Genomic DNA, 20,761 nt, shown 5'->3' on the forward strand with positions numbered 1-20,761 from the left:
ATGATTATGTACTGCAATGCCCAATTCCTACTCATGATGTGAACTAAAAATATAGGTTAATTTTTTAAAAAATATAATTTCTCTTAGTTTGATTCCTTGGTGTAGTTTAAAAGACCGCCCGCCAATAGAATATCTCTTTGTCTTGCAGAAATATTCAAACGAGTTGCAATTTCTTCACCTTTGCGCACATGGGTCACAATAACATCCTGACCATCTACAGCACTTTTAATTTGATCTGCTGCATATTTTATGATAAATTCATCTCCCAGCTGGATGGAATCATAGTCCCATTCATTGGCGAAAACCAAGGGTAAAATACCGTTATTAATGAGGTTTGCCATATGAATTCTAGCAAAGGATTTTGCAAGAACAGCTTTTACACCCAATTGTAGGGGTGCCAATGCAGCATGCTCACGGCTGCTTCCTTGTCCATAGTTCTGACCTGCTACGATGAAACCACCGCCTGCAGCCTTGGCACGAGCAGGGAATTTGGGGTCGCATGGTGTTAGGCAATAATCCGCCAAAAAGGGAACATTGGAACGGTAAGGGAGCAGTTTTGCGTTGGATGGCATGATATGATCGGTGGTAATATTATCATCTACCTTAATCAATGCGCCACCACGAATATCCTTGGGAACCTTGGTGTTTTTAGGGAAGGGCTGAATGTTTGGCCCTCTAACCACGTTGACCATCTCTCCTTCAGGGGAGGGTGGGATAATTAAATTATCATTTACCAAGAAGTGCTCAGGCATGGAAATCAAAGGAGCATCGCCCAACGAGTTAGGGTCGGTCAGCTTTCCTGAAAGGGCACTGGCAACGGCTGTTTCGGGGCTTACGATATAAACCTGAGCAGATTTTGTGCCACTTCTGCCTTCAAAGTTACGATTGATGGTTCTTAATGATACTGCATTGGTTGCGGGAGCCTGTCCCATACCGATGCAAGGACCACAGCCGCATTCCAGAATACGAGCACCGGCAGAGATGATATCTGCGAGACCGCCATTTGCCGCCAGCATATTCATAACCTGCTTAGAACCGGGAGCGATAACCAAGCTTACGTTAGGGTCTACGGTTTTACCTTTTAACAAAGCGGCAACGGTCATCATATCCGTATAGGAAGAGTTGGTACAACTGCCGATGGCAACTTGATCCACTGCCAAACCTTCAATCTCTTTTACTCGTTTGATATTATCAGGGCTGTGAGGACAAGCCACCAAAGGAACAATCTTGTTTAAATCAACGGTGATTTCCTCATCATATGTAGCATCAGGGTCAGCGGAAAGTTCTATCCAATCTTCCTCACGCCCCTGTGCTTTTAAGAAGGCTTTTGTCACTTCATCACTGGGGAAAACAGAAGTGGTTGCACCCAATTCTGCGCCCATGTTTGTAATGGTTGCTCTTTGGGGAACACTCAGGCTTTTTACACCCTCGCCACTGTATTCCATAACCTTGCCTATGCCGCCCTTTACCGAAAGCAGACGAAGCACTTCTAAAATTACATCCTTGGCAGTTACCCAAGGCTGTAACGAACCAACTAAATTCACACGGCAAACCTTAGGCATTGCTAAGTAATAGGCACCACCGCCCATGGCTACTGCAACATCAAGACCACCTGCGCCAATGGCAAGCATGCCGATACCGCCGCCTGTGGGTGTGTGGCTGTCGGAACCCAAAAGAGTTTTACCGGGTTTGCCAAAACGCTCCAAATGTACTTGATGGCAAATGCCGTTGCCTGGTTTTGAAAAATAAATACCATGTTTATTTGCTACCGTTTGAATATACTTGTGGTCATCGGCATTTTCAAAGCCTGTTTGCAAGGTATTGTGGTCGATGTAGGCAACGGAGCGTTCTGTTTTAACTCTGGGAATACCCATTGCTTCAAACTGCAGGTATGCCATGGTTCCTGTGGAATCTTGTGTTAATGTTTGGTCGATTTTAATGGCAATTTCTTTTCCTGAAATCATGTTTCCGCTAATCAGATGGGTGCTGATGAGCTTTTCAGTTAGGTTCATATAGTTGGTTCCTCCTTATTTCTTGATCTTTTTTAATGCGAATAGATGAGGTGTAAGGGTTTTCATCGCCTCAACCAATTCTTCTTTGCTGATAAAGGTAACACGACCATCTGCATAAAGGCCATCTACCCAGTCTAATAAAGTTGTTGCTTCAGGAGAGTTTTTATGAATCATTTCATCATCCTTTAAACCAAGGTATTGATTCAACCAATAGGCAATACCTGCGGAGCCTGAGTTCTTGTTTATTTCAACACCAATGGGGCGGTTTAAAATCTTTGCTGTGTTAAAAATATTGTATATTTCTTCATCCTTCGCCATACCGTCAGCATGAATGCCTGCACGGGTTACGTTAAAATCTCTGCCCACGAAGGGAGTTCTATCGGGAATGGAATAGCCCAAATGGGATTCATAATATTCTGCAATCTCAGTAATCACTGTAGGATCCATGCCATCCAGTGTTCCGCGCATTTGCGCATATTCAATTACCATAGCCTCTAATGGCGTATTACCCGTTCTTTCGCCGATGCCCAAAAGGGAACAGTTAATGGAGCTTGCACCATAAAGCCAAGCGGTTGTGGCATTTACAACAGCCTTATAGAAATCGTTATGACCATGCCATTCGATTAACTCGCTGGGGAACTGTGCAAAGTGGTTAATGCCGTAAATAATACCAGCAACACTTCGGGGAAGGGTTGCACCGGGGTAGGGAACACCATAGCCCATTGTATCACAGAATCGGATTTTTACGGGAATCTGATATTGATCCATCAACTTTTTCAATTCTGTAGCAAAAGGAACTACAAAGCCATAATAGTCTGCTCTTGTAACATCCTCAAAATGGCAGCGAGGACGAATGCCATAGTCTAAAGCTGCTTTTACGATTTCCAAGTAATCATGTAGGGCTTGTTCTCTTGTTTTATGCAGCTTATGAAAAATGTGATAATCAGAGCAGCTAACCAGAATTCCGCATTCCTGAAGGTTCATATCCTTCACTAATTTAAAATCTTCTTTGGTGGCACGAATCCATCCAGTAATTTCGGGGAATTTTAACCCCATTTCCTGACAAGCACGAATTGCTTTGCGGTCAGTTTCGCTATAAACGAAGAATTCACATTGGCGAACTTTTCCTTTTGGTCCACCCAAGCGGCTGAGCATTTCATAAAGGGTAGTAATTTGCTCTACGGTATAAGGTGTTCTTGCCTGCTGACCATCACGGAAAGTAGTATCTGTCATCCAAATTTCATCAGGTGGATTCATAGGAACCAAACGATGATTGAAGGTGCACTTTGGAATTTCATCATAATTAAAATTATCACGATAAAGATTTGGTTCATCTAAGTTTTGTAAACTGTATTTATACTGTCTAAGTTCCAATAAATTGTTTTTTTGATTGAAAGAAATCATGCAATCCCCCCTGTGTATAGTTATTATGATAGTAAGCTATACTTTTCTATTTATAAAATATATCAATAAATTGTTTTTTCGTCAATAGAAAATAATTCATAATATAAATATATAAAAAGGGATTATTTACGAAAATATGCCTATAATTCAATGGATTAGAAAAGTATTGTGAATTAAAACAATAGAAATGAAGAATGATTAGGGTATCATATATCAAAACTATGCAGAAAATGAATAAATTAAAATGTAGAATAAAGATTGGAGAAAATATGATTTTTGTTTTTGAAACATACATAGTAAACATAAATAGCAAAGCTTGGCTAAATAGAATTATTTCTAAAAGCAATGGAAATGTAAACCTGAAAAAAAGTACAGTTTGTATATATTGAAAATTGGTGATTGCTACGTTTGCTTTACGTAACTATTTAACAATACATAAAAGCTTGAGATTATTCTCATCAAATATATTGTATTATCTATAGCAAAAAACCCGCAAAAAAAATGCGGGTTTTTCATAAGCTTTGGGGGTCTTATTCAAAAACAAGTGGGTTGTTGAAATAAGGATTTTTTACGATTTTTTCATTGCATCTTGAGCAAAATCAGTGCGTACCAAATCGGTGAAAGGTACTCTTTGTGTAAGCTGACCGCCTTGCTCCATAATGTCTTGAATTAGCGTGAAGCCCTCTTCTGAGAAAACAGGGTCTTCTTTCCAAGTATCTTGCGCTTTGTAACGTTCAATGATAGTGGTCAGGGTTGCCACATCTGAATCGGGGAATTGAGGGGAAACTACTTTGGCAATTTCTTCGGAGGTGTGTTCCTTTACCCAAAGCTGTCCTTTATAGATCGCCCTTGTGAAAGCCAAAACAGTTTCAGGATGACTGTTCATAAATTCATCCCTTGCCATATAGACGGTGTAAGGAACGTATCCGCTGGCTGATCCCAAAGATGCAACAATATGACCGCTGCCACTGTTTTCTAGCGTGGTTGCTACAGGCTCGAACTCCACAGTATAGTCGCCTACGTTACCGGTGAAAGCCCCTGCTGTTGAGGAAAAATCGATGTTATTAATAATTTCAACATCTTCATTTAATTTTAGGCCATTTTCCTTTAAGACATACTCCAAGACCATTTCAGGCATACCACCAAGCCTGCCGCCGATTACAGATTTTCCTTTTAGATCATCCCATTTAAAGTCTGGCTCATCTGTTCGGGAGACAAGAAAATTCCCTGCTCTTTGGGTTAACTGGAAAAAGGCCTTCGGATAATTTTCCTTGCCTTCATTATAAACGTATATGCCCGCTTCCGTACCCAAAAGGGCAATGTCAGCGGAATCAGACAGCAGTGCAGTCATGGACTTATCTGCGCCGTTTCCAATGGCAACAGTAACATCCAATCCTTCTTCTTCAAAGAAGCCCAATTCTTGAGCTACATACTGGGGGGCATAAAAAACAGAATGCACAACCTCGTTGAGTCTGACGGGGGTCAGGTCGGCCTGTGTCTCAGGCTTGGAAGTACAGCCTGCCAGCAAAGACAAGGTCATGCCCCCTGTTAATAAAAGAGATATGAATTTTTTCATGCGTAACCTCCTGCGGATGTTTTCATTGCTACTATATGCACAAAAGGTAGAAAATTCAAATTGTCCGGTGGAAAAATTTCAGTTTTTGTAATAGGTTTTTATAATAAATTGGTGTATAATAATTAACATGGTAAAATACGTAATTCATTCTGAAAAGATTTTTATCGCTGAAGCGGTTGCCATTAGAATATAACTACACCTGGTATGGCTAGTAATAAAGGCCAATTGAAATATGTTTGATGAAAATAGGAGGTCAGTTATGACTGAAAAAATAATGTTGATAGATGGAAACAGCATTGTAAATCGTGCGTTTTATGGGGTGCCCCTTTTAACCAACAGGGAAGGCCAGCATACGAATGGAGTTTACGGCTTTTTGAATATTCTATTTAAACTGATGGATGAGGATAAGCCCGATTATTTGGCGGTTGCCTTTGATTTGCATGCACCAACCTTTCGACATGTGGAGTTTGATGGCTATAAAGGCACAAGAAAGGGCATGCCCGACGAACTGAGGGAGCAAATGCCCCTGTTAAAAGAAATGCTGATAGCTATGAATATCCAAATTTATGAGATGGAAGGCTTTGAAGCCGATGATATTTTGGGAACCCTGTCAGCAAAAGCAGAGGAATCAGGCGTTATCCCTATTGTTGTTTCCGGAGATAGAGATTTATTACAGCTTGCTAGTGAGACTGTGAAGGTGCGTATTCCAAAAACGAAGGGTGGACGCACGGAAACTGAGGATTATTATGCAAAGGATGTTATAGAAAAATATGGTGTAACACCTTTGGAATTTATAGATGTAAAAGCTCTGATGGGTGACCCTTCCGATAATATTCCCGGTGTTCCGGGAATTGGAGAAAAAACTGCCATAAAGATTATTCAGGACTATCACGATTTGGAAAACGCCATTGCCCATAGCTTGGAGATAAAACCTAAAAAAGCTTCACAAAATCTAAATGAGTTTCAAGAACAGGCAAGACTCAGTAAATTTTTGGCAACCATTATTCGAGATATGCCCATCTCCTTTGAAAAGGAACAAACAAAGATTGGAGATCTGTTTAATGCTGGGGCGTACGATTTAGTGAAGCGCTTGGAATTGAAAAGTATGTATGACCGCTTTGAAAAAGAAGAGGTTCAAACAGCACAAACAGAAGATTTTATGGGGATTTATTCTTTTGAAGCAGCAAAGGTTTTCTTTGAAACTTTAGAAAAAAGGGAAACAGCCTATCATCTTCTTATGGATGAAGGAAAATGTCAAGGACTGGCTTTGTATCAAGAAGAAATTGGTGGCTGTTGGCTTGAAGTTGGCGATGATTTATCAGAAGATGAACTGTTTCAAGGGGCGGAGAATTTTTTTAGCGACAGCGAATATGTAAAAATCGGTCATGATATAAAAAATGATATTAAGATACTTCGAAAGAAGCTTGGAAAAACCGCGGATATTTCCTTTGATACGGCCATTGCCGCCTATATTTTAAATCCTACAGGAACATCTTATGCTTATGATGATTTGGCAAAGACTTTTCTAAATCAAATTTTACCTTCCCAGGAGGAAGTTTTAGGAAAAGGGAAAAGTAAAAAGGTTTTTTCTACCCTTTCTGAGGAAAAGAGAAGGGGCTTTGCTGTATCCCAAGCAAGGGTTTTCTTTGAAACGAAAAAGTTAATGACTGAGCAGATAGAGAAAAATGGACAGCATCAACTGTTTTACGAAATAGAGATGCCTTTAATTTATGTCCTTGCTGATATGGAAGAGTATGGAATTAAGGTAGATAAAAAAGCCTTATTGGAATATCAAAAGAATTTGGAAACCAGTATTGAAGGGATTACAAAGGAAATTTTTGCCCTATCAGGGGAGGAATTTAATTTGAACTCTCCAAAACAGTTGGGGGTAATTCTTTTTGAAAAAATGGGCTTAAAAGGCGGTAAGAAAACAAAAACAGGCTATTCCACTGCCGCCGATGTTTTAGAAAAATTAAGATTTGAACACCCTATGGTGGAAAAAATATTGTATTATCGTCAACTAGCAAAGCTGAAAAGCACCTATGCCGACGGACTATTGGCTGTCATGGATGGGAAAACGGAGAAAATCTATTCTACTTTTAATCAGACCATTACTGCCACAGGGCGCATCAGCTCTACAGAGCCAAATTTACAGAATATCCCCGTTCGTTTGGAATTGGGTAGAGAACTTCGTAAGGTATTTATTCCGGAGAGTGAAGGATACTGTTTTTTGGATGCAGATTATTCCCAAATTGAGCTGCGAGTACTTGCTCATATTGCGGGGGACGAAACCTTAATCAATGCATTTCGCAATGATCAGGATATTCATAGATTGACGGCATCTCAGGTGTTCCACGTACCTTTTGATGAGGTGACGGCTTTGCAAAGAAGCAATGCGAAAGCCGTTAATTTTGGTATTGTTTATGGCATTGGTTCCTTTAGTCTTAGTCAGGATTTGGGAATTACCAGAAAAGAGGCAGAGCAGTATATTGCCGCATATTTTGCAAAATATCCTAACATTAAAAAATATCTCAATGAAACCATTGAAAATGCAACCAAGCTGGGCTATGTTGCTACCCTTTGGAACAGAAGAAGGGCTATGCCTGAATTGCAGAGCAATAATTTTATTCAACGTTCCTTTGGTGAGCGAGTTGCTATGAATATGCCCATTCAGGGAAGTGCAGCGGATATTATTAAAATTGCCATGGTTCAAGTTCATCAGGCGTTGAAAGATGGGGGCTATCGTTCCCGCTTAATTTTACAGGTTCACGATGAGTTGTTGATTGAGACTTATAAAGAGGAAAAGGAAGCAGTGGCCAAAATTTTGAAAGAGAAAATGGAGCAGGCGGCAGAACTTTCCGTTCCGTTGGATGTGGATGTTCATGAAGGTCATTCGTGGTTTGAGGCGAAATAAAAAATGAGGGATTTGACATGAAAGTGATAGGTTTAACAGGAGGAACAGGCAGTGGAAAAAGTGTGGTAAGCCAATGCCTTCGGGAGGCAGGAGCCGCCATTATTGATGCTGACCTGATTGCCCATCAGATCATAAAAAAAGGGAAACCTGCTTATGATGAGCTGGTTGCTTATTTTGGAGAGCAAATTTTACAGGACAACGGAGAGATATTTCGACGAAAACTTGGTGAAATTGTGTTTCGGGATAAGGAGAAGTTGAAATTTTTAAATATATGTACTCATAAATATATTGTTCAAGAGATTGCACAGCAGATTCAAGAGACGAGAGAAAAAAATCAGACAAAACTGATTATCATAGATGCTCCATTGCTCATTGAGGCAGGACTGAATGAAATTTGTGATGCCATATGGGTTGTATATGCCAATGAAGAGGTTCGTGCCCATCGCGTTATGCAGCGAGATGGCATTACATATGAGACAGCCAAGGCTCGTATTGCAAATCAAAAATCATGGGAAGAATACGAAAGCTATGCTCAAGAGGTGATTGATAACAGCGATACCTTGGAAAAAGTCCAAGGGCAGGTAGCAAATTTGATAAAAAAATATGCTTAAAGCTGTTGTAGCTTTGACGTTAAAATTTGCTTAAAATCTTTTTTTTCAACAGGTTAGTCGATGACCTTTATAAATCAATTTTATTTGCTTTAGAAGTTTTTTCTTATAGAATGCAATGGATGGAAGTGTCCCAAAAGTTGTTAGTTTGTAACAATGCTTTTGTCTTAAGCTTATATTAAAAGATTGATCGCATAGAAATAGTAAAAGGAAAGAAATTTTAAATCTAAGATTCGTAGGTGAAGAGATGTTTCGTTTAATTAAGAAAATACTCATTTGGGTTTTCTTCCTCTTAGGGGTAGGAGTTTTTGGATATTTTGTTGTGTTACCCCAAGTGCTGCCCTTAAAATATCGTGAGCAGGTTGAAAAGTATGCAAAAATGTATGATGTTGAGGAGTCTTTAATTTTTGCGGTTATTTTTTGTGAAAGCCGTTTTGACCCCGATGCCCATTCTAGAGCAGGAGCCAAGGGCTTGATGCAGGTCACTACTGAAACAGGCTGGTGGGCTGCCAGTCGTATAGATTATTTGGATGTGGAAACCATTGATTTAAAAGACCCGGAAACCAGCATAGCAGTGGGAACTTGGTATTTGCAATGGCTGGAAGATAAATTTCATGAGGTAGAGCCAACCGTTTTGGCGGCGTATAATGCAGGACATGGTAAGGTTAGCCAATGGCTTGCTGACGAAAAATATAGTGATGATGGCTATCATCTAAAAGAAATTCCTTTTGCAGAAACAAATAGTTATGTAAAAAAGGTTGTGTTTATGCAAAAGCTATATAAAATTTGTTATCGTTTATAGCTTCTGGGAGGCAAATATGAAAAAGAAATTAATCCCTCTGATTTTTGCTTGTATCCTGCTTTTTTCAGGATGTACAAATGGAAACGGAGAAAAAAATAGTTTTAATGTTTCCGGGAATGTGGCAAAAACCCAAGGGGAGAGCCGTATTTTAACGCTTTCCATGCGGGTTCCTGAAACGTTGAATCCTCTTCGAAATAGAGAGGCCACAGTAGATACGGTACTAAAACTCATTTATCAGCCCTTCATTGCCATTGATGAGACGGGTAAACCATCTCCTTCCATTGCAAAAAACTGGAGCTTTTCCAAAGATGGCTTAACCCTTTCCATAGAACTGCGTAACGATATTACGTGGCAAAATGGATCATCTTTGACGGCAGATGATGTTGCATTTTCCATTGAAACCATTCGAGGTTCTGCAGAAGATTCTGTTTATAAAAAGGTTTTGGATTATGTTTCAAGTTATTCCAAAACGGGTCAATACTCCATCGATATTCATTTTCGAGAACCTTTTAGTAAAAATGTGGCAGCCCTAAGTTTTCCGGTGATTTCTGCGGCATATTATCAAGGGCAAACAGACCCGAAAAGCGGTGCCAATATGGCTCCTATGGGCAGCGGACCCTATTCCATGAAGTCTTATTCCATTGCATCGGAAATGATATTGACTGCAAATCCAACCTATATTGGAGGAAAGCCAAAAATAGAGACCATCTCTGTTCGCACAACAGGTGGTGCCGAGACAGACGTATATGCGTTTGATCAGGGCATGACGGATATTTTGGTGACCGATGCCATAGAAACAGGGCGTTATGCCGATGAGGGTGTGACAGGAGTGCACCAATTTACCTCTGATCAATATGATTTTATAGGATTTAATTTTCATCGTTCCTTATTTCAAGATCGTAACATGCGACAGGTGGTAGCATATGCATTGCCAAAAAAATCAATCTGTGAAAATGTTTATTTGGAATATGCGAAAATTGCCTATACTCCTGTAAGTCCAAGTTCTTGGCTGTATGAAGAAAACGTTGCACCCTTTGATTATGATACAACTATGGCGGAAACGCTCCTGAAGAATGCAGGCTGGACAGACAAAAACGGGGATGGCAGGCTGGAAAAAGAAAATGAACCGGAACCCCTTCATGTTTCTATATTGACAAATCAGGAAAACAGTGCAAGGCGGCAGACCGCAACAAAATTGAGGGATGAACTTACCCTTTTGGGCTTTGATGTTACTTTAGAGATATTACCCTTTGCCCAATATCAAGAGAAATTTACAGGTGGGGATTATGACCTAATCGTGGGAGGTTGGCAGATGTCTCCGGTTACAGATTTATATGACTTTTTCGGCAGTAATGGAAGTTTAAATTATATTGGTTATCAAGATGAGCAGATGGACAATTTGCTGTTAGCTGCCAATCAGGCTGTTGGAGAAGGGGCCACCTTGTTGGCATATAGTAGCCTTCAAAAACGGATTGCGGAGGAACTTCCATACATTAGTATTGCTTATCGCAGTAAGGCCATGTTTGTGTCTAACCGTGTTGGAGGTGTGATTACACCTACGGAGGATAATATTTTTTATTCGGTGAATCAGTGGACTTTCGAAGGCAAGAAGGAATAGGGGGAGGAATATGGCTGAATTAAGAAAAAATCCCTTTACAGGAGAATGGACTCATTATGCTGAAAATCGAAAAAACCGTCCCTATGAATTTTTGCATAAAATTGAAGTGAAAAATAGCAGTAACGGGAATTGTCCTTTTTGCGGTGGAAATGAAGATAAAACCACAGCTCCCTTTTATCAGGATGGGACAGATGATAGCTGGACCATTCGGGTTTTTCCTAATATGTTTCCTGCTGTGTGTGCGGAAGAAAAAGCTATTTGCGAGAATTCCTTTTATCAACAGCTTTCCGGACAAGGGCTTCACGAGGTTTTGGTAGATACACCAAATCATGAGGAAACCATTGACCAATTTAGTTTAGAACATCTGGGTAGGGTTTTTATAGTTTTGCAACAGCGATATAAGGAAATGATTGTATCGAAAAAAGTGAAATATATTCAAATATTTAAAAATTGTGGTCCTTCAGCAGGAATGAGTATTCGCCATTCCCATTGGCAGATTGTAGGGATGCCGGTTTTGCCCCAAAGAGAGGTCATCATGCAAGGATTTATGCAGGATGGAGATTGCCTTTTCTGTAGAATGCTTGCCTATGAAAAAGAACAACAAAATCGAGTTGTGTTAGAGAATCAATCCTTTGTCGTAATTGCACCTTATGCTTCCCGCTTTCCTTATGAGCTTTGGATTTGCCCGAAAAGGCATATTGCAAGTTTCTCAGATGTAACGGCGGAGGAATTGGAGGCTTTGTCCGTTATCATGAATGGTCTTTTACCTAAGGTTGCGTCACTGCGTAAAGATGTAGGGTATAATATTTGCATGATTGATGGGGAAGTAGGGGGAGATTTTCACTGGCATGTGGAAATCTTGCCAAGGATAGGTGGTTTTGCAGGATTTGAATATGCCACCGGAAGCTATATAAACTCTATTTTGCCCGAGGCAGCGGCTGAATACTATCGTAAGAATTGCAAAGGATAGAAATGTATTTCAATAGTTGCATTGATTTATGAATCGTAACAAAAGACCACATCCAAAACAAGTCTTGGATGTGGTCTTTTGTTCTAGCAATTAAAGCAAAAAAGTTCTTATGAGAATTACTCCATTCGATCAATCAATATATCGGTCACGGCATCTATGGCTTTTTTCGCAAAGTTGATTTTTCTATCGAAAATTAAGGTTCCGTTGTCCTCAATTTTAATCTCTGCGATTACTCGGTCATTTCCTTCTGTTTTTTCTGTACTTCCCATTAAGGTAGTCCACGTGATTGATACATCCTCGGCAGACAAATCGTTTTGTGCCTTTACTACAAATTGTGCACCATCAAAAAACTCTGATTCGGATTTTGCGTGAATAACGATAATCTTATCCAATTGATAAACATCAATGGAATTATAGTCTGCACTTGATTGAGCCAGAATGTTATACTTACTGATGTCGATAGAAAATGGATTTTTTGCTTCCTCAGTCTTTGGGCTGCAAGCAGACAGAGTAATCAATAAAAGAAGATTCCCCCAAAAAGCAATTTTTTTGAACATAGATAGCTTCCCTTCTCTATATTTTTAAATTTATATTATTAAGATACCAAATTATTATAAAAACAGCAAGCCTTATAGAAAGGCTGCTGTTATTAAAAATGAGGTGTTCTTAAATATCCTATCATGGCTAATAAAAGTAGATGAAGAGGGTAAAAAGCATACATAAACCGCTGAAAGTTTTTATTGGTTTCTCCTTTTTCTCCATTGTAAAAGCAAAGGGCTAAAATTCCTAGATAAGGGCCTATTGCATTTAGGAGACAAGAATGCAGCATAGCTGGGTTTTTTGTGGTATAGGCAATCAGCCTATAGCGAGATAGAGGGATTCCCGCAATAAATATTAATGCTTTTTCCCATACCCTTCGTTTTCTCGTTAGATAGAATAAAAAGATTAGAAAAACGTAGCCTTCACTTCCCTCAAATTTCAGTAATCTTGCTAAAGCACCTGCAAGTACAATAATACCCAGTCCCAGCATGGTATGACCTTTTTTCTTGCATGAATCAAAGCCCCAAAGGGAAACAAGCCCTAAACTTAGTGTAAATAGAATATTAAGAGGAACCTCTTTCCAGTCACCTGTAATACCATACAATCTGTCTTGTATCAAATCAAACAAGATATAAGGAATTTGAGCCAGAATTCCAGTGGCAAAAACACGCAGAATATACTTTTTTATATCTCGTGTATGAAAAAAACCTTCAACAATACAGAACATAAATACTGGTGCTGCTACACGGCCAAAATAGACTAGGGAATGAGGAATCCATGTGATAACCCAAATACTCAAATCTTCGTGCCCTATGGAGGATAACCACTCTGCAAGAGGTAGAAACCAATCGACCAGGGGGAAAATACGAATGAAATGGTCAAAAAACATAGAGGAAAGAGCAAGTATTTTAAGCTGGTTAATGTTCATAGAAATATCTCGTTCCTCTATCTGATTCCACAGTAGTCACCTGCTCAACCCCCTGAGTATTAGCTTCACTTTCATCAAATGTTGTATAATAGCTTTGATTTTGTTTTATTTCCTTTGTGCGTCGGTCAAACTCAGCATCACCTTCCCGAAAGACGAGAATAGAAGTAATTTCACCGGAATGATTGCGCTGTACGGAAATATCCACTGCTCCTTTTTCTCGTGTTTGATAGGAGCCAAGCATTTTATCTGCATAGGTTCTTATTGTGTTCCCTCTATAGGAGTAAAATCCGTCTGATCCTTTCTTAAGCCCTACCTTTGCATATTCTTGTGTGATTTCATCCTCCATCAGGCAAAGGTTGACAACAAGTTGGAAGGCTCCCTTTTCAACTTTGAATTCTTTCGATAACGCTGCTTTTACTTGTGCCGCAATTACGTCAGGATCATTGGAGGAATCTGTTTGCAGTACCTCTAAAATTGTATTATCAGCACGTTTTCCTGCATTTTCCCCTAATGAGATATCTCGTGTTAAGGTGGCTTTTACACCCCATCTGGAAGAGGTACTACCGCAGTAGCTGCTCAAATGTTTAGAAAAAGGAGCTTGTCCAGCGGTTGCAAATGCGACAGTGGTGGTTAGTAAAAACAGAACAGAGAGAGATAAAACCATGGCAGTCGCTTTTTTATAATCTAAAATACTTCTAATACGACGTTCCACTTCTGTTTTAGAAAAAGCACTGTAAAGCAGTGAGGCGTGATTTCCGCTAATAGCCATAGAAAGTAGACTTACTGCGTAGCTTTTTCTTTCATCCTCATCAATTTGCCTTAGCACAGCCCCATCACAAGCTGCCTCTAAATCTGAGGACAGACACTTTGACATTATCCATACCAAGGGGTTATACCAGTGCATGCACAAAACTAGTATTAAAAATGCTTTTAGCAGATTATCCTTGTGTTTGATGTGCATGGTTTCATGGGCAAGGATATGCCGAAGGAGAGTAGTCTGTCTAAAATCCATCGCTGCCGGAAGATAAATACAGGGATGGATGATACCACAGACTAGGGGAGAGGCTATTTCATCATTGGTAAAGACAAGTATATGCCCCATACCCATTTCACGAAGGATAGAATTAATTGTTTGGTTATGCTCAACCAACAGACTATTTTTTAGTTTTTCAGAATATTGTTTCTTTTGCAAGAAAAGAAAACTTGCTGTTGCGGCCGCCCCCAAAACAAAGATAATAGAGATCACAAGCCCCCAATTGATTGTAAAACCATCCAAGCCTGTGGAATACGTGTAAGCTTGATTTTCCGAAGCAACCGTAGCAGTTGCATCTGTATTCTCCAATAAAATGTCTCTGCTATATACAGCAGTGTTCTCTGTAGGAGCTATTTGCCATTCAGGCACTGGGGCACTGATTGGGCTGGATAAGGAAAACGGTACTAATAGCCGAACAAGTACCAGCCCCCACATTATAGGAAAAACAAATTTGGGTAAATAATTTTTTAAGAAGCTCCGAAGTATTAATACAATAACAATCATAATACTTCCGTAGAAAGCCATTAGATATAGGGGCATATCCATTCTAAAATGAAGCATTTATTTCGCCTCCTTAATTATTTTAGAAAGCCGATTTGCTTCCTCTTCTGAAATACCCTGGTTTTGCAGAAAGGCAGAAAAGAACAGTTCACTTGATCCACCGAACATTTTATCAATAAGCTGCTCTGTCTCACTTCGTTGTACTTCATCCTTGGTAACTAATGGTTTGCACAAAAAAACGGGCTCTTCTCGTTGAATGGCACCTTTTTCAATACATTTTTTAATAACGGTATAGGTAGTATTTTTATTCCACCCAATACGCTCCGTCAAAACGTCTACAATATCTCGAGCAGGTAAACTACCTTGCTCCCACAAAACTTCCATGACTTTAAGTTCTGAGTCAAAAAGCTTTATATCCATACAAGTCATCTCCTTTTGGACTATCACAATAGTCTGTTATATGATTAGACTATCATGATAGTCTAAAGTTGTCAAGGTGATAGTTCAACTTTTTTCTTATAAGAGATGTGAAATAAAATGAAAGGGTAACCATATAAGTGGTTTTAGTATCCTGATGACTAATAAATCCAAAATTTACGGCATAGGACAAAAACCTGACTGCCGTTATTTTATAATTATTAAGAGGAAATTGAGGGATTTTAAAATGATTTTCCTAGAAAAAGAAATGAATTAGATGTTTGATTACCGATATAAATTTATCTATAAAAAAATAAAAAGTCATGCATGAGGTTAACCTCAAACATGACTTTTTATGAGTGCGGATGGTGGGACTCGAACCCACACGATATCACTACCGCCAGATTTTGAGTCTGGTGCGTCTGCCAGTTCCGCCACATCCGCAAGTAAAACTGCTTGCTTATATTATCATAAAAAAATGTATAATGCAAGCAGTTTTTTAAAATTATTTGTAAAAATTACATTTTTTCTGGTTCGGAATAGGTCTCACCAAAGGTATCAACGCTTACTTTCACCATAACCTGATCCTCAACAGGGCGATCACCACGGCTAGTGCCAACAGTTGCAATGGCATCAACTACGTCCTGACCTTCAATTACTTTTCCAAAGGAGGCATACTGTCCATCCAAATGAGGGGATTTTTCAAGCATGATAAAGAACTGAGAACCTGCACTGTTGGGGTTCATGGCACGAGCCATGGAAAGCACACCTTTATCATGTGTTAAGTTGTTTTTTACGCCATTCATTGAAAATTCGCCACGAATCTGGTATCCGGGGCCACCCATGCCTGTGCCATCGGGGCATCCGCCCTGAATCATGAAACCATTAATGACACGATGGAAAATCAGGCCATTATAATAGCCTTTATTCACTAAAGAAATAAAATTATTAACAGTATTGGGGGCGATTTCGGGATAGAGCTCCGCTTTGATTACGCCGCCATTTTGCATTTCAAATGTTACAACAGGATTTTTTGCCATGATTATCTTCCTTTCATGCATCTGCATTTAAAATAAAGTCTATTTTCATTTTTACCCATTGCAATCCATGGCATACAGTAAAATGCAAATGATTGCCAAGGTTTGGAAAATGGGAAAAGCTTGGGCTATTATAACATAATGCCCTTGGGTAACGCAAATTTTCCTTAAATATTTTCATATCTTAAAGTGATCATTACCAATTCTGGACGGTTAAAAATGCGGAAGGGAAAAGTGCTGTTGCCTAAGCCTCGGCTGACTACCATCGCCGTATTTTTTTTCTCATAAACACCTGAGGTGTAAACTGGAAAAAAACCTTGATTTGGGGCAAAAATGCCACCAATAAAGGGCAGCCTAATCTGTCCACCGTGGGCATGACCTGTGAAAGCCAGATTTACGCCGCTGGCTACATAAGCTTCAAATAGTTCGGGGCGATGGGAAAGAAGAATTTGAAATGCATCTTCCTCCGACCCTTTTAATAGGGTAGCAAGTACCTCTTGGTAATAGGGGTTGACTCGTTTGTCCGCAAGGCCAATCAGCTCAATCATATCTCCGTTTTTTTGTAAAACAGATTTCCCATTTTGTAAAACAGTCACACCTGCTTCCGTCAATTCCTCAGCTAGCTCCTCAAAATAACCGGATTGATGCTCATGATTGCCACTGACATAGTAAATAGGAGCAATATTTACCGCGCCCTCAACGAAGGTCATGGCAGTATCCAAATTGGTACGATTGCGGTCAATCAAATCACCAGTGATAACAATAATATCCGGAGCCGCATTTCTAATTTTTTCAAGGATTCTCTCTTGATTTTGACCGAAGCACTTATTTTGTAAATCAGAAACCTGTAAAATTTTATAGCCATCAAACCCCTTGGGGACTTTTTTTGTATATGTGGTTTGTGTCAGTATAAGTCCATTGTTTTGCCAGTATAAAAAACCTGCCAAGCAAAGGAAAGAGCAAATGACTTTGTTCTTAAAAAATTTCAAATCGTTCACCGCCGTTATAGATTCATTTTTCTTTCATTATAAATAGGTTTTAGTTGGAAAACAAGAGTGTGTATAATACAAGTATTTACTTTGATATAAAGTTCATTCCAACCTCTTACATTTGTTATTAATTTGCCAACACATTAAAATAGTATTCTGTGAGCCAATGCATATGCGATTGAAGCCTTGTTTTATTCGTGTTATACTAGATGAAAATTGAAAAAGATAGAGCTTTTCAGGGATGGAAATTGTGTTTATAAGCTTATTATTAGCAAAAAGGAGGGATGGAATGAGAACAATTTTTCATATTGACGTCAATAGTGCGTTTTTAAGTTGGAGTGCGGTAAAGATGTTGAAAGAGGGCAGTATGTTAGATTTGCGTACCGTTCCCTCAGCCGTTGCGGGAGATAGTGAAAGCCGCAGAGGCATTATCCTGGCAAAAAGCACTCCTGCTAAAAAATATGGCATTTCCACTGGGGAACCAAAGGGCTTTGCGTTGCAAAAATGTGCTGAATTAATTTGTGTCCCCCCTGACTTTTCTTTGTATACCAGAAATTCTGAAGAAATGTTTCGCATCCTTTCCCAATACTCCGACCGTGTTGAGCCATTCAGTATTGATGAGGGTTTTTTGGACTATACGGGGATGGAGTCCCTTTTTGGTACGCCCTTGGAGGGTGCTGAAAAAATAAAAGAGCATATAAAAAAGGAATTGGGTTTTACTGTGAATATTGGCATTAGTGTAAACAAGCTTTTGGCGAAAATGGCTGGTGAATTGGAGAAGCCGGATAAAATTATCACCCTTTACCCTGAAGAGTTGGAAAAAAAACTTTGGCCTTTGCCTGTGGAAGAAATGTTTATGGTGGGCAGAAGAATTGGACCCCGACTGAGGAAAATGGGAATCCGAACCATTGGGGAGTTGGCAAAATATCCTGTTGCCCTTTTGGAGATAGAGTTCAAGAGTTATGGAAGAATGCTGAATGCTTATGCCAATGGCATTGATGATACCTCCGTTGCTCATGTGGAAACAGTCCAAGAGGTAAAAAGTGTTGGAAATAGCACTACAATTCCTTATGATGTGGAGGAGAGGGAAGAAGCATATAAAATCCTCCTGTCTTTATCGGAAACTGTTTCCATGCGCTTACGAGAGGGAAAGTTTTGTGCCAGAGAAATTGGTGTTGTGATTAAAACCACTGATTTTCAGGTTTATTCCCATCAAACAAAATTGCTGAATGCCATTGACTGCACCAATGCGGTCTATGAGACAGCAAAGAAAGTTTTTGACGAAGCATGGAAGAAAGAACCCATCCGACATCTAGGGATTCGTGCTGGGCACTTATGCAGTGACGAATGCATTCAGCTTTCCATTTTAGATGAAGATTGGAGCAAGCAAAAACAGGCAGATGCCGCCATGGATATTCTTCGTGGCAAATACGGAAGGGAAACGGTGGTTAGATCCACTTTTATTGGTGGAATCGAGCCCGCTTATGGTGGGGGAAGCTTAAAGATTAATCATCTAAAGAAATGATTTTGCCTAAAAAAAGGCTTATGATCATGACGATAACACTACGCCAGTAGAAAAGGTTGATTCTAAGATTAATTATATCATATTTCTTCAAGGGATTGGCGTTGATATCTAATTGGTAATGGTGGTAACAGAAATAAGTAAAAATATGTATCATTCAGATGATGAAAATAAGGAGATATAAATCATGACAGACATCGAAAAAAGATTCTCTGAGGATTGGATGAAAAAGGCAGAACAAACGAAAGGAATGGAAGGTTATAATTCTGCAAAGCTTTTAAAGGAGATTCAGCAGTATGGCGGAGTATCAGTAGCCCGCAGAGCCTTAAGCAGAAATGGGTGTTCAGATAATTTTGAAATTCTCAAGAAAAATAAGCGGTTAGATTTGTCCATGGAGGCCTTGATAGTGAAAGGTGAATATGGAACGTTGTTTGAGGATGATGAGGTGAATCAGTGTTTGGCATTGCTTTGCGAATGTAATTATTTTGGTTAAGAGGTGACAGAATGACAGAGGTTGTGGCTGCACTATTGTGCAGAGAAGACAGGTTTTTGATTTGTCAACGTCCCGCTCATAAAAAAAGAGGCCTTTTATGGGAATTCGTGGGGGGCAAGCGGGAAGCCGGAGAGAGTCAGGAAGATGCACTCATACGGGAATGTCATGAGGAATTGGGTATTAAAATAAAGGTAGGGAAAATTTATATGGAATTAACTCATGTATATCCCGATATTACCATAAATTTGACCTTGTTTCAGGGTGAAATTGTTCAAGGCGAACCTCAATTATTGGAGCACAAAGATTTTCGGTGGATTACGGTAGAAGAGATTCCCGAATTTACATTTTGCCCTGCAGATGAAGAAATATTAGCCCGTTTGATGGAATTTGGATTACAGGAATCATGAAAATGTACAGTATGTTTAGGCGTTAAACCGATAAACTCCCTGAATATTTAAATTACCTTTAAAAAGTTTAGGGTTTCGTTTCAGAAATTAAAGAAATATTATTAAATTATTTGCTGCTTTTTAAGCTCCGTTCTTGTATTTTATGATATAATTTCTTATAATGAAATTATTATAAATACAAAGGACTGAGAACATGATTGTTTTAATTGCAAAAAGCGTTGTGACAGAGAAAAACCAGGCTGCTTTTTTACAGCTTGCCCAGAAAATGGTGGAGGAAACAAGAAAAGAGCAGGGATGTATTTTTTATGATTTGGTTCGGGACACCAACGAAGCAGACGTATTTTATTTCGTTGAAAAATATGTTGACCAAGCTGCGGTGGATGCCCATACCAGTTCCCAATATTTTAAGACCTATGTACCTCAGATGCAGCCTTTGCGGGAAGATTCCCATTTAAGCCGCTGCGAACTTGTATCATTTGAGTGAGCTTTTTAGATGAGGATGGGTGAGAATTTGAATGAAATAAAGCTCTATCGAAAGCGGTTTATTCCAAATGAAACAATTTTTCTAAAAGATGATATCATTCTTCATCGTGATGATGATGTGATTATTACAAAGTGGTTTGTTTTTCGACCAAAGGAAGAATTTGATCATGGCGTATCTTGCTATTATATGAAAAAGGGCTTTAAAATAAGTAAATTTTTAAATGATAAAAATGAACTGGTTTATTATTATTGTGATATTATCGACACAGAATATATAAAAGAACAAAATTCCTATATTTTTAGTGATTTGTTGGCGGATGTAATTATATATGAAAATGGGTTTGTAAAGGTGGTAGATTTGGCAGAGCTTGCAGATTGTTTAGAAAGTGGTATTATTTCTGAAAAAAATGTCAAGGATGCCTTAAGACGGTTGGATTCCCTTTTGCAAATTATATACACCAATGGCTTTACCAAGTTGAGTGGGGTTTTGGAAATTGAGGAGTAGCT

At 39.2% G+C, this 20,761-nt stretch carries 19 protein-coding genes and 1 tRNA gene; 10 read left to right on the top strand and 10 right to left on the bottom strand.

Features of this window, described 5'->3' with window-relative positions; all coding sequences use genetic code 11:
* Positions 1 to 83: 83 nt before the first annotated feature.
* The 3 genes from NE558_RS01895 to NE558_RS01905 all read right to left on the bottom strand — a co-directional run bounded on the left by NE558_RS01895 (position 84) and on the right by NE558_RS01905 (position 4,992).
* Positions 84 to 2,012 (bottom strand): aconitate hydratase, encoded by a 1,929-nt coding sequence (locus NE558_RS01895; RefSeq protein WP_256148220.1) that lies wholly within the window; start codon positions 2,010 to 2,012, stop codon positions 84 to 86.
* A 15-nt stretch (positions 2,013 to 2,027) separates the two neighbouring features.
* Positions 2,028 to 3,416 carry a 2-isopropylmalate synthase gene (locus NE558_RS01900; RefSeq protein WP_256148221.1) on the bottom strand — a complete coding sequence of 463 codons (1,389 nt, stop codon included), beginning with the start codon at positions 3,414 to 3,416 and terminating at the stop codon, positions 2,028 to 2,030.
* 568 nt (positions 3,417 to 3,984) lie between these two features.
* Positions 3,985 to 4,992 (bottom strand): ABC transporter substrate-binding protein, encoded by a 1,008-nt coding sequence (locus NE558_RS01905; protein ID WP_256148222.1) that lies wholly within the window; start codon positions 4,990 to 4,992, stop codon positions 3,985 to 3,987.
* A gap of 259 nt (positions 4,993 to 5,251) precedes the next feature.
* Between NE558_RS01905 and polA the strand changes: the two genes are divergently transcribed.
* The 5 genes from polA (at position 5,252) to NE558_RS01930 (ending at position 11,904) form a co-directional block, all read left to right on the top strand.
* Complete coding sequence (gene polA, locus NE558_RS01910; RefSeq protein WP_256148223.1) at positions 5,252 to 7,906, top strand: DNA polymerase I; 2,655 nt, start codon at positions 5,252 to 5,254, stop codon at positions 7,904 to 7,906.
* A 17-nt stretch (positions 7,907 to 7,923) separates the two neighbouring features.
* Positions 7,924 to 8,517, top strand: a complete 594-nt coding sequence (gene coaE / locus NE558_RS01915; RefSeq protein WP_256148224.1) for a dephospho-CoA kinase — start codon at positions 7,924 to 7,926, stop codon at positions 8,515 to 8,517.
* A 244-nt stretch (positions 8,518 to 8,761) separates the two neighbouring features.
* The gene (locus NE558_RS01920; RefSeq protein ID WP_256148225.1) at positions 8,762 to 9,316 is read left to right on the top strand and encodes a lytic transglycosylase domain-containing protein; all 555 of its coding nucleotides are present in this window, start codon (positions 8,762 to 8,764) and stop codon (positions 9,314 to 9,316) included.
* 16 nt (positions 9,317 to 9,332) lie between these two features.
* Positions 9,333 to 10,934: an ABC transporter substrate-binding protein gene (locus NE558_RS01925; RefSeq protein ID WP_256148226.1), complete on the top strand. Its 1,602-nt coding sequence runs from the start codon at positions 9,333 to 9,335 to the stop codon at positions 10,932 to 10,934.
* 10 nt (positions 10,935 to 10,944) lie between these two features.
* Positions 10,945 to 11,904: a DUF4931 domain-containing protein gene (locus NE558_RS01930; protein WP_256148227.1), complete on the top strand. Its 960-nt coding sequence runs from the start codon at positions 10,945 to 10,947 to the stop codon at positions 11,902 to 11,904.
* 116 nt (positions 11,905 to 12,020) lie between these two features.
* On the opposite strand, the gene NE558_RS01935 is transcribed toward NE558_RS01930, so the two are convergent.
* The 7 genes from NE558_RS01935 to NE558_RS01965 form a co-directional block, all read right to left on the bottom strand.
* On the bottom strand, positions 12,021 to 12,461 hold the full coding sequence (locus tag NE558_RS01935; protein WP_256148228.1) for a hypothetical protein: 441 nt from the start codon (positions 12,459 to 12,461) through the stop codon (positions 12,021 to 12,023).
* 92 nt (positions 12,462 to 12,553) lie between these two features.
* On the bottom strand, positions 12,554 to 13,372 hold the full coding sequence (locus tag NE558_RS01940; protein ID WP_256148229.1) for a TraX family protein: 819 nt from the start codon (positions 13,370 to 13,372) through the stop codon (positions 12,554 to 12,556).
* Positions 13,362 to 14,966, bottom strand: a complete 1,605-nt coding sequence (locus NE558_RS01945; RefSeq protein WP_256148230.1) for a M56 family metallopeptidase — start codon at positions 14,964 to 14,966, stop codon at positions 13,362 to 13,364. The genes NE558_RS01940 and NE558_RS01945 overlap by 11 nt, the downstream gene beginning before the upstream one ends.
* Positions 14,967 to 15,326, bottom strand: a complete 360-nt coding sequence (locus NE558_RS01950) for a BlaI/MecI/CopY family transcriptional regulator (RefSeq protein WP_256148231.1) — start codon at positions 15,324 to 15,326, stop codon at positions 14,967 to 14,969. It lies immediately after the preceding gene.
* A 357-nt stretch (positions 15,327 to 15,683) separates the two neighbouring features.
* Positions 15,684 to 15,767: transfer RNA gene (locus NE558_RS01955), tRNA-Leu, on the bottom strand.
* Between the two features lie 74 nt (positions 15,768 to 15,841).
* Entirely contained in the window at positions 15,842 to 16,363 is a 522-nt protein-coding gene (locus NE558_RS01960; RefSeq protein ID WP_256148232.1) for a peptidylprolyl isomerase, read from the bottom strand.
* 164 nt (positions 16,364 to 16,527) lie between these two features.
* Positions 16,528 to 17,349: a metallophosphoesterase gene (locus NE558_RS01965; RefSeq protein WP_256148233.1), complete on the bottom strand. Its 822-nt coding sequence runs from the start codon at positions 17,347 to 17,349 to the stop codon at positions 16,528 to 16,530.
* A gap of 289 nt (positions 17,350 to 17,638) precedes the next feature.
* Here NE558_RS01965 and NE558_RS01970 point away from each other — a divergent pair, with 289 nt between their 5' ends.
* The 5 genes from NE558_RS01970 (at position 17,639) to NE558_RS01990 (ending at position 20,759) form a co-directional block, all read left to right on the top strand.
* Positions 17,639 to 18,874 (top strand): DNA polymerase Y family protein, encoded by a 1,236-nt coding sequence (locus NE558_RS01970; RefSeq protein WP_256148234.1) that lies wholly within the window; start codon positions 17,639 to 17,641, stop codon positions 18,872 to 18,874.
* 184 nt (positions 18,875 to 19,058) lie between these two features.
* Positions 19,059 to 19,364: a hypothetical protein gene (locus tag NE558_RS01975; RefSeq protein ID WP_256148235.1), complete on the top strand. Its 306-nt coding sequence runs from the start codon at positions 19,059 to 19,061 to the stop codon at positions 19,362 to 19,364.
* 11 nt (positions 19,365 to 19,375) lie between these two features.
* On the top strand, positions 19,376 to 19,771 hold the full coding sequence (locus tag NE558_RS01980; protein ID WP_256148236.1) for a (deoxy)nucleoside triphosphate pyrophosphohydrolase: 396 nt from the start codon (positions 19,376 to 19,378) through the stop codon (positions 19,769 to 19,771).
* Positions 19,772 to 19,964: 193 nt separating this feature from the next.
* Positions 19,965 to 20,255 (top strand): putative quinol monooxygenase, encoded by a 291-nt coding sequence (locus tag NE558_RS01985; RefSeq protein ID WP_256148237.1) that lies wholly within the window; start codon positions 19,965 to 19,967, stop codon positions 20,253 to 20,255.
* Between the two features lie 27 nt (positions 20,256 to 20,282).
* Positions 20,283 to 20,759 carry a DUF402 domain-containing protein gene (locus tag NE558_RS01990; protein ID WP_256148238.1) on the top strand — a complete coding sequence of 159 codons (477 nt, stop codon included), beginning with the start codon at positions 20,283 to 20,285 and terminating at the stop codon, positions 20,757 to 20,759.
* Positions 20,760 to 20,761 lie beyond the last annotated feature (2 nt).

Origin of the sequence: Anaerotignum propionicum (assembly GCF_024461735.1) — a bacterium.
In the GTDB taxonomy this organism is placed as follows: Bacteria; Bacillota; Clostridia; order Lachnospirales; family Anaerotignaceae; genus Chakrabartyella.